This is a genomic window from Terrabacter sp. 05T424 (assembly GCF_056396225.1).
In genome coordinates this window covers 320701-335978 of the sequence record NZ_JBFTLB010000002.1, presented here as the reverse complement: position 1 = coordinate 335978, position 15278 = coordinate 320701, and the positions used below count along the sequence as shown (strand labels likewise).

Here is a 15278-nt window from a genome sequence, read left to right as displayed (position 1 = left end):
TGGGGGCTGACATAGGTTTCTGCATGTCGACGAAAGCCGCCCTTCAGACAAAGGGTGCGGACGTCGAGAAGTTACGCAAGGCGCGGGCCTGAACGGTTGGTCCGGAAGAGAACTTCCCGAATCAGTCGGGGGAACACAGGCAAAGGAGAAGGTCATGGCTTGGCTCGGTATGAACGACGATGAGGTCAACGCCCAGGGCAACGTCCTGCAGCAGCAGGCGGAGGCCATCCAGAAGCTCATCACGAAGGTCGACCAGGAGGTCGAGTCCCTGAAGCAGAACTGGCAGGGTGACGACTCCAAGCAGTTCGAGCAGGAGTGGACCGGCACGCACCGTCCCGAGCTCCAGAAGGCCCAGAAGCTGCTCACCGAGATGAAGTCGACGATCGACCGCGAGGTCCAGCAGCAGCGCTCGACCTCGTCGCAGTACTGACCGAACTTCTCTCACCCACCATCAACGCAGACTTCTGAAGGGGAACTGACATGGCTGTTTACAAGAAGGGCATGAACGCCGACGCGGTGTCCGCGTCGGGCGACAAGCTGACCGGCTACAAGGGCGAGCTCGACGGCATCGTCGAGGCCGTCAACGGCGCCGTCTCCACGATCAAGAGCAACTGGGGCGGCACCGACGCCGAGCAGTTCCAGAGCGACTGGCACGGCCAGCGCCAGGTCGTGTCGGCCGCCGGCGACAAGCTCGACGCGATGGGCAAGAAGTGCAAGACCAACGCCGAGACGCAGAAGCAGACGTCGTCGAAGTGAGCCCGGCCGCTGCGTGAGCCCGGCTCCGCAGCGCCGCACGAAGGGTGGCCGTTCCCGCGGGGGGAGCGGCCGCCCTTCGTCGTGTCCCACCCCTGTGCCGACGGCCCGAGGAGGTATGCCGTCGGGCCCAGTGACGTTTCACGGGAAACATCCGCCCGGCGCCGGCCGACGTATCAAACGGGTTGTCACTGACGTCTGCGGGGGGTGACACCTAGACTGAGCACCCAGAGAGGGGGCGAGGCATGGGCGAACCCGGTGAGCTCACCGAGCTGCTCGCCCGCGCCTCCCGAGGCGACGCCGCCGCGTGGAACGCCGTCGTCGACCGCTTCGCCTCGCTGCTCTGGGCCGTGGCCCGCGGCCACCGGCTCGGCCAGGAGGACGCCGCCGACGTCGTGCAGAACACGTGGCTCAAGCTCCTCGACCACCTCGACGACATCGCGCAGCCCGAGGCCCTGGCGGGCTGGCTCGCGACGACGGCTCGCTACGAGTGCCTCGCCGTCCTGCGCAAGAAGGGCCGCGAGCACCTGGTGCGCGATGACGACCTCGCGACGAACGTCGTCGACGAGCAGGTGCGCGCGCTCGATGCGACCCTCCTCGACGACGAGCGCGACGCGCAGCTGTGGGCCTGCCTCGGCCGTCTCTCGGACCGTTGCCAGGTGCTGCTGCGGGCGCTCATGGCAAGCGACCGCCCGAACTACAAGGCGATCGCCGAGGCGCTCGGGATGTCGATCGGCTCGATCGGCCCGACGCGGATGCGCTGCCTCGACAAGCTCCGAGACCTCGTCGGCAGCGGCGACTACATCTTCGACCGAGGGGGGCGATCCTCGTGAGCTCGCCTGACACCCACCCCGACCTCCACCCGGAGGACCTCGAGCTGCTCGACCGGCTGGGCCGCATCGCGGCCGTGGTCGACCCCGTCCCCGACGAGGTGGTCGAGCTCGGCAGGGCCGCCTTCGACCTCCACCGGGTCGACACGCTGCTCATGTCGCTCGTGTCGTTCGGCGCCGACGCCGGCGCCGCGGTGCGCGACAACGGCTCCGCCACTGCGTCGCACATCGTGGTCTTCGAGCTCGGCGAGATCTCGGTCGAGCTCGAGGTGGCCCGCCGCGGAGAGTTCTCCCGCGTGATCGGCGTCGTCATGGCTGGTGACCGGCCGTATGCCGGAGAGTGCCGCGTCTCCCTCGAGACGTCTGCGTCATCGACGACCCAGACCCTCGACGCGGGTCGTTTCGCCTTCGAGCGGGTGCCGGTCGGGCTGGCTCGCCTCGTGCTCGCCCGAGGCGACGAGCAGCCGATGCGGACGCCCTGGTTCGACTGCCGCTGACGCCAGCGCCTCGGCCCGAGTGCGGGGGTCAGCTTCCCCACACGGTGAACGACGCCGCCGTGGCGGCGAGCAGGGGATGCGTGGACGAGGCGACGCGGGCCGCGCGCAGTCCCTCGGCGAGGGAGCAGCCCGAGGCGACGGCCCGGTGCACGTCCTTCATGATGCGGGCGGTGGCGACGTCGTTGACCGGGTTGACGCTGGCCACGACGGAGCGCGTGCCGATCGCGAGCAGGCTCGACACGAGGCCCAGCGCCTCGTCGGCCCCGATGGGGTGCACGCCGCCGGAGTCGCAGGCCGACAGGACCACCGATCTCGGGGGTCGTCTCAGCCGGTCGAGGTCGTGCACCATGAGGGGCCCGTCGGCGAGCATGAGCGAGGAGAAGAGCGGCGCATCCCCACGGAAGTCGCCATGGGCGGCGAGGTGGGCCAGGTGTGCCCCCTCGAGCACCTCGAGCGTGCGGTCGACGGTCGCCGCGTCGCCGCCGAGCACGGTGGCCTCGGAATGCAGTTGTCGCAGCTCGGTGACCTCGCGCTGCTCGGTGCTGAGCCCGGGGCCGGTGACGAGCGCGACGTGGCCGTCTTCGACAGGGCCGCCGTGACTCCAGTCGGCATGACTCCGGCCGGCATCGTCCCTTCCGGCATCGTCGTGTGGCGCCTCCCGCGCGCGTGCCCAGAGGGCGAGCGACGGGGTGACGACGAAGGTCGAGTCGCGGAAGACGGGCATCAGCCCGAACGGCACCGTGAGCAGGCCGGCTGCCGGCGAGATGAGCACCGAGGGCCGGCTCCACGCCGGGTCCGGGTCGCCGAGCAGGGCGTCCTGCAGCTGGCGTCCGGTGAGCTCGACGTCCACCACCCGGCCGTGTGCCGCACGACGCAGGGCGAAGCGCGCGTACGACGCCTCCCGGTCGGCCGAGGTGAGGTCGCCCAGGCGGCGCAGCCGGGCGCGCCCGTCGGCGACGGTGATCGTGTGCACCATGCCGCGGACCACGGCGATGTAGACGAGAGTCGTCTCGCCCAGCAGTTCACCCAGGTGGCCGAGGTCCGGACCGGCGCTTTCCGCGCTCTCCGCACGCAGGTGCCGGTAGCGGTGTCGCACATTCGACTCGAGTCGTGACCGCTCGCGCACCAGGTGCGCCTCCTCCCCTTGGATCGCGAGCCGGCGGGTGACGTCGCGCAGCGCGGACACCTGGGTGGCGAGCACCTCGTCGTCGGGTGGTCGCACCGAGGCCGAGGTCAGCGAGGTAGCCCTCCAGCGGTCCGCCCACCACAGCACGGCCCGGGCGTCGTTCGCACGTTCGGCGTCGTCGATCGCGATGGACACGAGCTCGAGCCCGTAGCCGGTCGCGAGCGCACGCAGCTCGAGGTCGCCGATGAGGGAGCGGTGCTCGTCCACGGCATCGAGACCGCGCCGGCACGCGTGCCGCAGGCCGCGCCGATCGCCGACCTGCTCGGCGAGCATGGCGCGGGCCAGCCAGGCGGCGGCCCTGGGTAGAGGGGCCCCGTCGTGGCGGCGGGCCGCCGCCTCGTGCAGAGCGTTGGAGCGCATCCGGAGGTGGCCGGTGTCGCCGGCGAGCTGGGCCAGCAGCAGCAGCGCCTCGGGAACGGCCGGGTCGTCCATGCGGCGAAGGGCGCGCACGAGGGCCTGCGCGCGCGTCAACAGGTCGGGCAGGGAGGGGCGGGGGAGGGCGCTGACGCCCGCGGCAGACTCACGCGCGTGCTGCTCGGCGGCATACGCGGCCTCGATGGCGAGCAGGTTCGAACGGGCGGCCCAGCGGTGGCGCCGGTGCAAGCGGAACGTCGCCTCCGCGGCGCGGGCCCGCTCCACCGCCAGCCCCCACTCCTCCTGGAGCATGGCGGCGCGCGAGGAGGCGAGGAGCAGGTCGCCCCTCCACACGGGCGCCAGGTCGTCGCGGGCGAGGGCGGCGTCGAGCATCGTCTGCGCCTCACTGGCGAGGCGGGCGGTCAGCAGGGCCTCGGCATGGTCGACGAGCTGCTCGACCGGGTCGACGCCGGCGAGGCGGTAGCGCTCCTCGGCCTGCTCCATCAGGGTCAGGGCGAAGACGACGTCGCCTCGCTGGAGGGCGACCAGGGCGCGGTTGCGGGCCGACATCGTCGCCTCGAGCACCTCGCCGATCTCGAGGTGGACGGCCTCGGCCGCCGCGTAGTCCAGGCTCGAGCCGGTCGAGTCACCCATCGCTCGACGCACGTCGCCGCGAGAACCGAGCGCCCTTCCCTCCCAGAGCTTGTCGCCTGCCCGGTGGCTGAGGTCCGCGGCGGCGGTCAGGTCATGAACGGCGTCGTCGTAGCGTCCGAGCAGGCCGAAGGTGCAGCCGCGCAGGTGCAGCACCCGGTGCCGTGCGTCGCCCGTGCTGAGGGCCAGGGCCCGCTCGAGCTGGGACAGGCCCGTCGAGGTGCGCCCGGCGAAGAGCAGGATCGTGCCGAAGGTGGCGCGCACCTCCGCCTCGCGGTCGGGGCCTGCCAGTCGCGCCGCGCGCACCGCAGACCGGGCGTGGTGGAGTGCGACGTCGGTGCGTCCCCGGTCGCGCTCGACGATGGCAATGGCGTGGTGGGCCAATGAGCGCTCGCGGTGGTCGGGATGCCCCTCGAGGATCGCGAAAGCCGAGGCGGCGGCCTCGTCGGGCTGCGATATTGCGAGAGGTAGCAACTGGTCGGCGTGGCGGCGGAGGGTCGGTGTATCACCGGCGACGCCCGCGTCGTCTGCAGCCTGTTCGGCTTTCATGGCACACACCTGTGTCTGCGTCCCCTGGGAGGTCTTTGGTGAATACCCGCGATGATCGCAGCAACGGCAACGGTGGGAAGGGGGATCAGGGGCAGCAGGGTCGCGACCACTGGTGGCGCCCCTGGAAGCAGGAGATGGTGCAGCAGCGGTCCGACGTCCAGGTCGAGAAGATCCTCGACGTGGTCGGACGCGACCGCGTCGACGTGCACCGGGGGCCCGACGGCACCGTCGACTACATTTGGCGCCGCAGGTTGCTCACCGACGTCGACGACGTGCCCGCCGTCTACGACCATCTGAAACGCACCCCGCCGCCGCAGAGCCAGCGCAAGAACACCAAGCTCGACCGGCTCCACCGCTTCGACGTCGACCTGGCTCCGGGACAAGACCTGGGCGAGCTGCTCGACGAGCTCGACCAGGCGGTGCGCCCGGGCGCGGTCACGCCGGACTACCTGCTGCACGTGTGCACGACATGGTGCGGGGCCACCGAACCCCAGCCGACCACGGCCACCGAGCCACTCCAGCGCAACACCGACCAGGCCGCCACGGGGAAGAACATCCGCGTCTCCGTCGTCGACACGGGCCGGTTGCCACGGGTGGTCCGGGCCCACCCGTGGCTCGAGGGGGTCACGGGTGACGACGAACCGCCCAACATCGGCCACTACGCCGGTCACGGCACATTCATCGCGGGCGTCGTGCGCGCGTACGCCCCGGAAGCCGACGTCAAGGTCGAGTCGGTCACCACGATGGGCGGCACGGTGTTCGAGAGCGACATGATCGACCAGCTCGTCGACGCGCTCGCCTTCGACCCTCATGTCATCAGCTTCTCCGGCGGCACGCGCACCCGCGCCAACAGACCGCTCAAGTCGTTCGAGATGTTCTACGACCAGTACCTGCAGCAGCGGGGCGACAAGACCCTCTTCGTCTGCGCGGCCGGCAACGACGGCGACGAGGGCAGGTTCTGGCCGGCCGCCTTCGACTGGGCCGTGGGCGTCGGTGCACTCGACGACGACCACGACACCCTCGCTGGCTACTCCAACCGTGGCGAGTGGGTCGACGTCTACGCCCTCGGCACAGACGTCGTCAACGCGTATCCGAACGGCACGTACACCTACCAGGAGCCACCCGAAGACGCCAAGCCCCCCGCGACGTTCACCAACGGCATGGCCATGTGGAGCGGCACGTCCTTCGCGACCCCGATGGTGGCAGGCCTGATCGCGGCACGGATGTCGAGGACCGGAGGACAGGCACGCCCGACGTGGGACGAGGTCAAGGCGATCGCCCAGGCCGACGCTGGGGCAGGTCTGAGCGCGCGACTGAGGGACTCCCGGGCCGCCACCCAGCCCTGACGCCGGGTGGCGGACCTGACTCAGGCGGGGACGGAGGTGAAGCGCAGGTACGGCTTCACCTCCTCGACCGCGTCGTCGCCGAAGCGCTCGCGGGCGTCGGCGGTCGACAGCGTGGGGGCGACGATGACGCGCTGACCGTCCTGCCAGTCGGCCGGCGTCGAGAACGGGCCGCTGTCGGTGACCTGCAGCGCGTCGACGGCGCGCAGGATCTCGTCGAAGTTGCGGCCGACGCTCTTCGGGTAGGTCAGGCTGAGGCGCACCGTGTGCTTCGGGTCGATGACGAACACCGAGCGCACACCCGAGGTGTCACCCTCACCGGGGTGGATCATGTCGTAGAGCTCCGAGACCTGGCGCGAGTCGTCGGCGATGATCGGGTAGCCGACCGGAGCGCCGCCGACCTCTTCGATGTCGCTCTTCCAGGCGTCGTGCTGCTCGACGGGGTCGACGGAGACGGCGAGCACCTTGACGCCGCGGGCGTCCCACTCGTCCTTGAGGGCGGCGACGCGGCCGAGCTCGGTCGTGCAGACGGGCGTGAAGTCGGCGGGGTGGCTGAAGAGCACGGCCCAGCTGTCGGCCTTCCACTCGTGGAAGCTGATCGGGCCCTCGGTCGTCGTGGCGTCGAAGTCGGGGGCGGTCTCGCCCAGTCGCGGTGTTGCCATGGCTCGTCCTCTCGCGGGTCGGGCGCACGTCGCGCTCCGGTCTGCGAGCCATTCTGACCACAGAACCATGCGTTGCGTTATGGGTGTCCAAATATCGTGACGCGCACTCAGGGAACGTCCAGACTTGCGGCCAAGACTGCTGCCACCCTTGTCGCCGCCCCGAGGAGCCTTCCGTGAGCGCCTTGCTCGACTCCATCACGAACCAGGTGCTCCACGCCCCCGTCTGGCTCGTGCTCCTTGTCGTCGGAACCGTCGTCTTCGTCGAGGACGCGCTCTTCGTCGGCTTCGTCGTGCCCGGCGAGACCGTCGCCATCCTCGGAGGCGTGGCGGCCTCGATCGACCACGTGCCGCTGGCCGCGGTGCTCATCGTCGTCGTGGTGGCCGCCATCGTCGGCGACAGCGTCGGTTTCGAGGTCGGCCGGCACCTCGGCGGACGGGTCGTGCAGCTCGGGGCGTTCGACCGGCACCGGCACCGGATCGAGCGCGCCCAGGACTTCCTCGGCCGCCGTGGTGGTGCGGCCGTCTTCCTCGGGCGCTGGACGGCGTTCTTCCGGGCGGTCATGCCGGCGCTCGCGGGCATGTCGAAGATGCACTACCCGACCTTTCTGGCCTGGAACGCCGCCGGCGGAATCGCCTGGGGCAGCGTCGTCGTCACGGCCGGCTACCTCGCCGGCCAGTCCTACGCGCGTGTCGAGACCTGGCTCGGCCGTGGCGCGGCCGTCGTCGTCGCGCTCGTCGTCGTGGTCGCCCTCGTCGTCTGGCAGGTGCGCCGCCACCGCGGTGAGGAGGAGTCACCCGAGTCGCCCGAGTCGACGGACTCAGCCGACAGCACCTCGCGTATGCCGTCGAGCGGCTGAGGCGGCCACCGCCTGATGCGTGCCGTCGGATGACCGATGGATCACGATCCGGCGCCGTGACCGCGTTGAGGCTCGTTCGGCCGTTTCCGCGTGTCATGCTCCACGGCGTGACCGCCGAACTGCCGCCGCCGAGCGGACCGCCACAGCCGAACCCGGACACTGACGCCTCGCCCGTCCGGACTGCTGCGGACTCCCCCGGCCCCGCCACTGAGCCCGTGCCGGCGCGGCCGCCCGTCCTGCCTTCCGTCTGGTCCACGCCCGGCCCGTCGGGCGCGCCGACCACGCCCAGCGCGCCGACCACGCCGAGTCCGGCCTATCCGCTGTTCCCGGCCCCGCCGGGGCCGGGCGTCCCCGGCCCAGGCGTCCCGGCCTACCAGCCGACGCCGATGCCGGGCACCAACGGTCTGGCGATCGCGGCGCTGTGCTGCGGCATCATCGGCATCTTCCCCATCGCGGCCGTCGTGGCGATCGTGCTCGGAGCCGTCGCCCTGAACCAGCTGAAGCAACGGGTCCAGCGAGGGCGTGGCCTGGCAGTCGCAGGCATCGTGCTCGGGGTGCTCTCGCTGCTCGGCTGGGTCGCGCTCGTCGTCGTCGGCGTGCTCACCGACGAGCCCGTGCGCAACACGGCAGGAACGGTCACCCGGACGTCCGACGCCTTCGTCGAAGACCTCAAGGCCGGCGACTGCTTCTCGGGTGCCGGTCGCACGGAGGTCGACAGCGTCACGATCCTGCCGTGCGCGTCGCCCCACGAGAGCCAGGTCGTGACGATCTTCGCGATGCCTTCAGGTCCGTATCCCGGTGAGGACAAGGTCGTCGCGGCCGCAGAGAAGGGCTGCACCGACAAGGCCGACCCGCTCATCACCGACCGGGCCTACGACGAGCTCCGCCCGTCCTTCATCTACCCGCAGGACGCGTTCTCCTGGCGCGGCAACCGCGAGATCATCTGCGTCGTCGACGCCCCCAAGGGCACGACGACCGGCTCCGCCCTGAAGTAGCCGTCGGCCGGCGTCATCGTCAACATGATCGACCGGGCGATGGGCACCGCGCCCGGACAGGTCGGCATCCTCGCCATCGTCCTTGCCGTCGCGCTCTTCCTGCCGAACCTCGCGGTGGCCGTCCGTCGGTCGCACGACACGAGCCGCTCGGGCTGGTGGATCTTCATCGGCCTCATCCCGCTCGTCGGCGCGATCATCCTGATCGTGTGCCTGGCCCAGGACAGCCACGGTGACAACGCGTACGGCCCGTCGCCCAAGGCCATCGGCGCGGGCGAGGTTCCCGTCCTCAACTGACGCTTCGCCCGGACGTACGCGTGAGGCCCCCTTCCGGCTGGAAGGGGGCCTCACGGCATACTCCGGAATGGCGGGTGGGGACGCTCGCGAGCCCGCGCTCGGCACCCACGCCCGGCTCAGCATGAGGTGACCGGAGGTCAGCGCTCCTCGGCGCCCGCGATGAAGGCCTCGAGCTTGGCGCGACCGAGGTCGTCCGGGCGCTGCTCCGGCGGGGACTTCATCAGGTAGGACGAGGCGGACAGCAGGGCGCCGCCGATGCCACGGTCCTTGGCGATCTTCGCCGCACGGATGGCGTCGATGATGATGCCGGCCGAGTTGGGGGAGTCCCAGACCTCGAGCTTGTACTCGAGGTTCAGCGGCACGTCACCGAAGGCGCGACCCTCGAGGCGGACGTAGGCCCACTTGCGGTCGTCGAGCCAGGCGACGTAGTCGGACGGGCCGATGTGCACGTTCTTGCTGTCGACGAGACCCGAGAGCGGGCCGGTCAGGTTGCTCGTGACGGCCTGCGTCTTCGAGACCTTCTTGGACTCGAGGCGCTCGCGCTCGAGCATGTTCTTGAAGTCCATGTTGCCGCCGACGTTGAGCTGGTACGTGCGGTCGAGCACGACGCCGCGGTCCTCGAACAGCTTGGCCATGACGCGGTGCGTGATCGTCGCGCCGACCTGGCTCTTGATGTCGTCGCCGATGATCGGCACGCCGGCGGCCTCGAACTTCGCGGCCCACTCGGGGTCGGACGCGATGAAGACGGGCAGCGCGTTGACGAAGGCGACGCCCGCGTCGATGGCGCACTGGGCGTAGAACTTGTCGGCCTGCTCGGAGCCCACCGGGAGGTAGGAGACGAGCACGTCGACCTTCGCGTCCTTGAGCGTCTGGACGACGTCGACGGGCTCGGCGCCCGACTCGTCGATCGTCAGCTTGTAGTACTTGCCGAGGCCGTCGAGCGTGTGGCCGCGCAGCACCGTGACGCCCGTGGTGGGCACGTCGGCGATCTTGATCGTGTTGTTCTCGGAGGCGTTGATGGCCTCGGAGAGGTCCTTGCCGACCTTCTTGTCGTCGACGTCGAACGCGGCGACGAACTCGACGTCAGAGACGTGGTAGTCGCCGAACTTGACGTGCATGAGGCCGGGGACGCCGGTGGTGGCGTCAGCGTCCTTGTAGTACTCGACGCCCTGCACGAGCGAGCTCGCGCAGTTGCCGACGCCGACGATGGCGACGCGTACGGATCCCATGGATCACTCCTTGTTGTTGGTGGTCTTGCGCTGGGTGAGGTCGGTGCGGGTGATGTCGGTGCTGTCGTCGTATGCCGTGGGCCCGGGGTCGAGGGCCGCCCGACGCTCGGCGACGATGAGCTCCTCGAGCCAGCGCACCTCGCGCTCGGCCCGCTCCTCGCCGTACTGCTGGAGGGCGAGGGTGTAGCTGTCCATGCGCTCGCGGTTGCGGGTGCTGACCTCGCGCACGTTGGCGAGGCGCTCCTCGAGACGCGAGCGCCGGCCCTCGAGGATGCGCAGGCGTACCTGAGCCTCGGTGCGGGAGAAGAACGCGAAGCGGACGTCGAAGTCGTCGTCGTCCCAGGCGTCGGGGCCGCTGGCGGCGACGAGGCCCTGGAAGTGCTCCTTGCCCTCGGGCGTCAGCTCGTAGGTGATGCGGGGGCGCTTCGAGGTGCCGGTGCGGGTCGCGTGCGGCTCCTCGGTCTCGTGGATCCAGCCGGCGTCGACGAGGTGCTTGAGCGCGGGGTAGAGCGAGCCGTAGCTGAGCGCCCGGAAGATGCCGAGCGCGGTGGTGAGCCGCTTGCGCAGCTCGTAGCCGTGCAGGGGACCGTCGTGGAGCAGGCCGAGCACGGCGAACTCGAGCAGCGCGGCGCGGCGGCTCTGAGGACGGTCGGGCTTGGGCACCCGTCAAGACTACACGCGGATATATCGCAGCGATACATTCGCATGACATATGGCCACCCAAGGCGGAATCTTGATCGAGAGACCAGTCCGTCCCGGTGTGTGTGCAATCGAGAGAGCAGTCCGTCCCGGTGTGCGTGAGTGCCGCGGTGACGCCTCGGGGGACGGACTGCTCTCTCGATGGTCGTGGGTCAGGGAGCGACGGCGTAGACCGCGACGAAGCCCACGCCGTGGTCAGGGTGCTTGCCCTGAGCCGAGAGGGTCACCCACAGTGTCGAGTCGGCCGGTAGGAACGTGGTGCCCCACGACCCGTAGCCGCGGGCCTGGCTCTCGCCGGGGAAGCGGGCCAGCCGCATGCCTGACCCGTCAGGGGTGTCGATGCCGGTGAGCCCGTCGCCGGCCGAGCCCCAGGCGACCATCGCCGCCCCCGGGTCCACTCCGACCGTGACGTCCTCCCATCCCCGCAGCGGAGCAACGCTCATGCGCACCTGCGAATAGGTGTACCCCTGGTGCTCGATGGCGTCCGGGACGACGGCGACCACCTTGCCCGAGGCATCCTGGATCGGTGTCTCGAGGCCGAGCTCGTAGACGGCGCCGACGATGCGGGCATCCGAGCGCGTCACGAGTCGCCCCGCGCCGTCCACGAGCTGCACCCGTACCGAGGCTGGCTTGCCCACAGTCAGGTTCGGGTCTCCCTTGCCCGGCTCGCCCGGGGTGGCGCCGCCCGCGGGCAGGTCGCCGGTCTCGGCCGCCTGTGGGCTGCAGCCGGTCGCGAAGAACCCGGCGGCGCCGAAGTCGACCCGCACACGCAGGGACTTGACGAGGTCCGGCGTGGCGCCGGGCAGGTAGCACTCGGCCGCGTAGGAGACGTGGGTCGTGGTGGGGGTCCAGCTCAGGGCGAGGGAGTTCTGACCGAGGTCTCCGATGATGCCGGCAGCGAGGCGGTCGTCAGCGACCTGCTCGCGGAACCGCAGGCCGGCCTTGACGACGTCGCCGGGAGCATCGGGGACGGTGCGGAACGGCATGCCGTCCGCGCCCAGCATCGGTGCCGCGCTCGACGGCGTACCGGCGGGCACTGACGGTGCCGGTCGCCCCACGCTCGTCATGACCCCGACGGCGAGGGCAGCGACGGCGAGGGCGGCTCCCGCGCCGGCAGTAGTGGTCCGGCGGCGCTTCGTCCGCCTGACCCGGGCGGCGACGCCGGCCCGCAGGTCGGGGGAGGGACCGAGGTCGTCGGCGTGGGTGGACAGCTCCTCGCGGAGGTCGGTGAGGTTCATCGGGCACGCTCCTCGTCGCGTTCGTCATGGGAGGCCGGGCGCAGGCTTGGGTCGATGCGGAGCTTGGCGAGCGCCCGGCTCGCCTGGCTCTTCACGGTGCCGACCGAGCACTGCATGATCTCGGCGGTCTCGGCCTCGGAGAGGTCCTCGTAGAAGCGGAGCACGACGACCGCGCGCTGCCGCTTGGGGAGGCGCTCGAGCGCGCGCCACAGGTCGGTGCGCTCGTCGACGCGTACGTCGTCGGGGCGGCGGCCCTCTGCGTGACGCTCCGGCAGGTCGGCGGTCGCCTCCTCGCCGTTCCAGCGGCGCCGCCACCAGCTCGAGTACGTGTTGACCATGATCCGGCGGACGTACGCCTCCGGCTGGCCCTCGATGCGGCCCCAGGCGAACCACGCCTTCGACAGGGCGGTCTGCACGAGGTCCTCGGCCAGGGCCCGGTCGTGCGTGAGCAGGTATGCCGTGCGCAGCAGTCGCGTGGACCGGCTGGCCACGAAGTCGTCGAAGGAGGCGTGGTCCACCGTGCCTCCCCGTGTCATCGGCACCGTCAGCGGGGGTGGGGGCGCTTCGCCCGTCCCCGGCCCTGTGTGCGTTGTCGTCGTCACATCCTGTTGGACCTGTCGGCCCCACGGAAAGGTTGCACGGGCGCCCGGTATGTCGTGTTCGGCATCCGGCGGGTGTCGTCCGTCGTCTGTGAGCACCGTGTGAGGGTCGTGTGTGCCACACCCTTCGTTTTGGGCGTGAGGGCATCCGTCGGGTCATACTGGGAGGCGGCTCGGGAGGATCTCTCGGGCCTCATCAGTGAACGGAGCAGGTTGTGACGCAGAGCAGGCGGGAGGTCCGCGCTGCCCAGCTGGGCAACGGTGGCGGCCGCGGAGGCCGTCGGGGTGACGGAGGCCGCGACGGCGGCGCCGGCTCCTCCGGGGGCCACGAGGGCGAGGGCCGCACCGGCTGGAAGAAGTGGGCGCTCGGCACCTTGAAGTGGGGCTCGATCGCCGCCGGCGTGCTGCTCGTGCTCGGCACCATCGGTGTCGTCATCGCCTACAACCAGACCGCGATCCCGCAGCCGAACGACCTTGCCAACAAGCAGGTCTCGATCGTCTACTACTCCGACGGCAAGACCGAGCTCGACCGCATCGCCGTCCAGGACGGCAACCGCGAGTCGGTGAAGCTGAACCGCGTGCCCAAGTACGTCCAGGACGCCCACATCGCCGCCGAGGACCGCACGTTCTACCAGAACAACGGCATCTCGGTCGGGGGCATCCTGCGCGCCGTGAAGACCAGCGTCACCGGCGAGGCCCAGGTCGGTGGCTCCACGATCACCCAGCAGTACGTCAAGAACTACTTCCTGACCCAGGACCGCACCCTGAGCCGCAAGGCCAAGGAGATCCTGATCGCCGTCAAGATCGACGGCCAGCTCTCCAAGCAGGAGATCCTCGAGAAGTACCTCAACACCATCTACTACGGCCGCGGCGCCTACGGCATCCAGAGCGCGGCGAAGGCGTACTTCGGCAAGGACGTCGGCAAGCTCACCGTCTCCGAGGGGGCCGTGCTCGCGTCGGTCATCAACGCGCCGTCGCTCTACGACCCCGCCAACGGTGACCGCGCCAAGGCCAACCTCGAGAAGCGCTACGCGTACGTGCTCAATGGCATGGTCGAGGAGGGCTGGCTCAGCGCCGCCGACCGTGACCAGCGCACCGAGCTGCCGAAGATCCTCCCCTACAAGGGCTCCAAGTCTGCGTCAGGTCCCAACGGCTACATCACCGCCCAGGTCAAGCGTGAGCTGCTCACGACCGGCCTGACCGACCGCGAGATCGACAACGGCGGGCTGCGCATCGTCACGACCATCGACAAGAAGGCCCAGACGGCTGCCGTCGCGGCGATGAAGGACAACCTGCCGAAGCAGGTCACCGGTGGCTTGGTCGCGATCAAGCCCGGCGACGGCGCGGTGGTCGCGATGTACGGCGGGCCCGACTATGCGAAGGACCAGCTCAACACCTCCACGCAGGCGATCATGCAGGGCGGCTCCAACTTCAAGCCGTTCGGCGTCCTGGCCGCGGTGCGCGAGGGGGTCTCGACGAAGACGAAGTTCGACGGCGACACCCCGCAGACGATCGCCGGCACCAAGATCAACAACTTCGAGGACACCTCGTACGGCAAGGTCGACATGCGCCGGATGATCGGGCGCTCGATCAACACCGCGTTCGTCAACCTCAACGAGCAGATCACGCCGGCCAAGACGAAGCAGGCCGCGATCGACGCCGGCATCCCCGATCAGACCCCGGGGCTCGGCACCGACCTCACCAACATCCTCGGCACGGCCTCGCCCCACGTCATCGACATGGCTTCGGCCTACTCGACCATCGCGTCCCAAGGCGTACGCAGCAAGCCCTACTTCGTCAAGAAGGTGACCTCCTCGACCGGGGACTTCACCTACACCGCGAAGCCCCAGGTCAAGCGGGCGTTCGACCAGGACGTCACGGCCGACGTCACCGACGCCATGACCTACACGGTCAAGCCGGGCGGCACCGCGACCAAGATCGGCCGCACGCTGGACCGCCCGGTCGCCGGCAAGACCGGCACCTCGGAGGAGAACCGGTCGAAGTGGTTCTCCGGCTTCATCCCGCAGCTGGCCGTGTCGGTGGGCATGTACAAGCCCACGGCGGACGGCAAGAGCAGCCAGACGCTGACCCCGCAGGAGTCGTCGCTCTACGACGGTTCGACCATCCCGGCGAACATCTGGCTCGACTTCATGAAGGTCGTCACCGACAACATGGAGGTCCAGGAGTTCCCGCAGCGCGCCGGAGTCGGCGACGACAAGGTGCCGACCCCGACGCCGACCTTCACGCCGCCGCCGGCCACCACGACCCAGCAGCCGACCACCACCCAGGCGCCGACCACCACCACCACCACTACGACGGCGCCGCCGACCACCACGCAGCAGCCGACCAAGACCAACGGCACCGGCAAGCCGACGCCGCCGCCGACGACCACGCAACGACCGACGATCACCATTCCGTTGCCCGGCCAGACCTCGACCAAACCGGGCGCCGGTGGTGGTGGAGGCGGCGCAGGCGGCGGAGGCGGCGGAGGCGGCGGCGGGTGACGTCGGCCGAGACCGGGGTGGCCCGCCCGTGACCGAGC

At 70.3% G+C, this 15278-nt stretch carries 15 protein-coding genes; 9 read left to right on the top strand and 6 right to left on the bottom strand.

Features of this window, described 5'->3' with window-relative positions; translation table 11 throughout:
- Nucleotides 1-154: 154 nt before the first annotated feature.
- The 4 genes from AC1DE0_RS06665 (at nt 155) to AC1DE0_RS06650 (ending at nt 2080) form a co-directional block, all read left to right on the top strand.
- Nucleotides 155-430 (top strand): WXG100 family type VII secretion target, encoded by a 276-nt coding sequence (locus AC1DE0_RS06665; RefSeq protein WP_082080755.1) that lies wholly within the window; start codon nt 155-157, stop codon nt 428-430.
- A 50-nt stretch (nt 431-480) separates the two neighbouring features.
- Nucleotides 481-756, top strand: coding sequence for a WXG100 family type VII secretion target (locus AC1DE0_RS06660; RefSeq protein ID WP_442291007.1), 276 nt, complete (start codon nt 481-483; stop codon nt 754-756).
- Between the two features lie 242 nt (nt 757-998).
- Nucleotides 999-1586, top strand: coding sequence for an RNA polymerase sigma factor (locus AC1DE0_RS06655; protein ID WP_478098465.1), 588 nt, complete (start codon nt 999-1001; stop codon nt 1584-1586).
- Entirely contained in the window at nt 1583-2080 is a 498-nt protein-coding gene (locus tag AC1DE0_RS06650; protein WP_478098463.1) for a carboxypeptidase regulatory-like domain-containing protein, read from the top strand. Before AC1DE0_RS06655 ends, AC1DE0_RS06650 begins: the two co-directional genes overlap by 4 nt.
- 28 nt (nt 2081-2108) lie before the next feature.
- Here AC1DE0_RS06650 and AC1DE0_RS06645 read toward each other — a convergent pair whose 3' ends face one another.
- Nucleotides 2109-4820, bottom strand: coding sequence for a CHAT domain-containing protein (locus AC1DE0_RS06645; RefSeq protein WP_478098461.1), 2712 nt, complete (start codon nt 4818-4820; stop codon nt 2109-2111).
- 38 nt (nt 4821-4858) lie between these two features.
- Between AC1DE0_RS06645 and AC1DE0_RS06640 the strand changes: the two genes are divergently transcribed.
- Entirely contained in the window at nt 4859-6166 is a 1308-nt protein-coding gene (locus AC1DE0_RS06640) for a S8 family peptidase (RefSeq protein WP_478098459.1), read from the top strand.
- 20 nt (nt 6167-6186) lie between these two features.
- Here the strand turns inward: AC1DE0_RS06640 and AC1DE0_RS06635 are convergent, their stop codons facing one another.
- Nucleotides 6187-6825: a peroxiredoxin gene (locus AC1DE0_RS06635; RefSeq protein WP_478098458.1), complete on the bottom strand. Its 639-nt coding sequence runs from the start codon at nt 6823-6825 to the stop codon at nt 6187-6189.
- Between the two features lie 173 nt (nt 6826-6998).
- On the opposite strand from AC1DE0_RS06635, the gene AC1DE0_RS06630 reads away from it, so the two are divergent.
- From AC1DE0_RS06630 to AC1DE0_RS06620, 3 genes are all read left to right on the top strand, one after another.
- Nucleotides 6999-7682, top strand: a complete 684-nt coding sequence (locus AC1DE0_RS06630; protein ID WP_478098457.1) for a DedA family protein — start codon at nt 6999-7001, stop codon at nt 7680-7682.
- Nucleotides 7683-7789: 107 nt separating this feature from the next.
- The gene (locus AC1DE0_RS06625; protein WP_478098455.1) at nt 7790-8677 is read left to right on the top strand and encodes a DUF4190 domain-containing protein; all 888 of its coding nucleotides are present in this window, start codon (nt 7790-7792) and stop codon (nt 8675-8677) included.
- 24 nt (nt 8678-8701) lie between these two features.
- A complete protein-coding gene (locus AC1DE0_RS06620; RefSeq protein WP_478098453.1) occupies nt 8702-8971 on the top strand; it encodes a DUF805 domain-containing protein in 270 nt (89 codons plus the stop codon).
- Between the two features lie 137 nt (nt 8972-9108).
- Here AC1DE0_RS06620 and AC1DE0_RS06615 read toward each other — a convergent pair whose 3' ends face one another.
- The 4 genes from AC1DE0_RS06615 to AC1DE0_RS06600 all read right to left on the bottom strand — a co-directional run bounded on the left by AC1DE0_RS06615 (nt 9109) and on the right by AC1DE0_RS06600 (nt 12655).
- Nucleotides 9109-10200: an inositol-3-phosphate synthase gene (locus AC1DE0_RS06615; protein WP_478098451.1), complete on the bottom strand. Its 1092-nt coding sequence runs from the start codon at nt 10198-10200 to the stop codon at nt 9109-9111.
- A gap of 3 nt (nt 10201-10203) precedes the next feature.
- Nucleotides 10204-10863, bottom strand: a complete 660-nt coding sequence (locus AC1DE0_RS06610) for a PadR family transcriptional regulator (RefSeq protein WP_478098449.1) — start codon at nt 10861-10863, stop codon at nt 10204-10206.
- A 188-nt stretch (nt 10864-11051) separates the two neighbouring features.
- Entirely contained in the window at nt 11052-12137 is a 1086-nt protein-coding gene (locus AC1DE0_RS06605) for a hypothetical protein (RefSeq protein ID WP_478098447.1), read from the bottom strand.
- Entirely contained in the window at nt 12134-12655 is a 522-nt protein-coding gene (locus AC1DE0_RS06600) for a SigE family RNA polymerase sigma factor (RefSeq protein WP_478098445.1), read from the bottom strand. Before AC1DE0_RS06600 ends, AC1DE0_RS06605 begins: the two co-directional genes overlap by 4 nt.
- A 296-nt stretch (nt 12656-12951) precedes the next feature.
- Between AC1DE0_RS06600 and AC1DE0_RS06595 the strand changes: the two genes are divergently transcribed.
- On the top strand, nt 12952-15240 hold the full coding sequence (locus tag AC1DE0_RS06595; RefSeq protein ID WP_478098443.1) for a transglycosylase domain-containing protein: 2289 nt from the start codon (nt 12952-12954) through the stop codon (nt 15238-15240).
- Nucleotides 15241-15278: the final 38 nt, after the last annotated feature.

Excerpts from the sequence above, each read along its gene's own strand:
- AC1DE0_RS06665 (WP_082080755.1), top strand. The coding sequence starts at position 155 with ATGGCTTGGCTCGGTATGAACGACGATGAGGTCAACGCCCAGGGCAAC.
- AC1DE0_RS06660 (WP_442291007.1), top strand. The coding sequence starts at position 481 with ATGGCTGTTTACAAGAAGGGCATGAACGCCGACGCGGTGTCCGCGTCG.
- AC1DE0_RS06655 (WP_478098465.1), top strand. The coding sequence starts at position 999 with ATGGGCGAACCCGGTGAGCTCACCGAGCTGCTCGCCCGCGCCTCCCGA.
- AC1DE0_RS06645 (WP_478098461.1), bottom strand. The coding sequence starts at position 4,820 with ATGAAAGCCGAACAGGCTGCAGACGACGCGGGCGTCGCCGGTGATACA.
- AC1DE0_RS06635 (WP_478098458.1), bottom strand. The coding sequence starts at position 6,825 with ATGGCAACACCGCGACTGGGCGAGACCGCCCCCGACTTCGACGCCACG.
- AC1DE0_RS06620 (WP_478098453.1), top strand. The coding sequence starts at position 8,702 with ATGATCGACCGGGCGATGGGCACCGCGCCCGGACAGGTCGGCATCCTC.
- AC1DE0_RS06615 (WP_478098451.1), bottom strand. The coding sequence starts at position 10,200 with ATGGGATCCGTACGCGTCGCCATCGTCGGCGTCGGCAACTGCGCGAGC.
- AC1DE0_RS06605 (WP_478098447.1), bottom strand. The coding sequence starts at position 12,137 with ATGAACCTCACCGACCTCCGCGAGGAGCTGTCCACCCACGCCGACGAC.